Genomic DNA, 982 nt, shown 5'->3' with positions numbered 1-982 from the left:
TGTGATGTCCAGGGAGGTTGTACCGACCAGCGTCGGTGAGCCTGTCTGAAAGGTGAAGGCCTCCGGATGTGAAGTGGAGCTGTCTAAGGAACCGCTTCACACACCAGGAGGCCTTCGTGTCCCACGCTAACGCTGCCCTGACCCCGCGCGCCCGTTTGCGGCTCGCCCGGCTCGTCGTCGACCGGCAATGGACCTACGCCGCGGCGGCCAAGATGTTCATGGTCGCTCCGCGCACTGCGAAGAAGTGGGCCGACCGCTACCGCGCCGAAGGCGTTGAGGGCATGACCGACCGCAGCTCGCGACCCCACTCGAGCCCGACCAGGACAAGCCCGGACCTGGTGCGCCGGATCGTGCGGTTGCGGTGGCGCCAGCGCCTCGGGCCGGTGCAGATCGCCGGCCGCCTCGGCATGCAGTCCTCGACCGTGCACGCGGTGCTCGTGCGGTGTCGGATCAACCGGCTCTGCCGCATCGACCGGGTCACCGGCGAGCCCCTGCGCCGCTACGAGCATCCCCACCCCGGGGCGATGATCCACGTCGACGTCACCAAGTTCGCCAACATCCCCGACGGCGGCGGACACCGTTACCTCGGCCGGATCCAGGGCAAGGCGAACGCACGCGCGACAGCACATCGCACCGGCCAGCGCGGCAACCACTACCGCCCAGCGATCGGCACCGCGTTCGTCCACACCGTGATCGATGACCACTCACGCCTGGCCTACGCCGAGATCTGCGCCGACGAGAAGGCCGCCACCGCGATCGGGGTCCTGCAACGCGCGGTGGCATGGTTCGCCGAGCACGGCATCACCGTCGAACGCGTGCTGTCCGACAACGGCAGCTGCTACCGGTCCTACGCCTGGCGCGACGCCTGCAAAGACCTTGCGATCACACCCAAGCACACTCGCCCGTATCGGCCCCAGACCAACGGGAAGATCGAACGCTTCCACCGCACCCTGGCCGACGGCTGGGCCTACGCCCGGCTGTA

General features: G+C 68.5%; 1 protein-coding gene. It reads left to right on the top strand.

Features of this window, described 5'->3' with window-relative positions; all coding sequences use genetic code 11:
- Window positions 1–116: 116 nt before the first annotated feature.
- The coding region (locus G3T38_RS20825; RefSeq protein ID WP_163774837.1) for an IS481 family transposase at window positions 117–982 on the top strand (866 nt) is incomplete at its 3' end.

This window comes from Nocardioides zeae (assembly GCF_010686755.1).
GTDB lineage: Bacteria > Actinomycetota > Actinomycetes > Propionibacteriales > Nocardioidaceae > Nocardioides > Nocardioides zeae.
The sequence above is the reverse complement of the archived record's forward strand: the minus strand, read 5'-3'. Positions and strand labels throughout refer to the sequence as shown.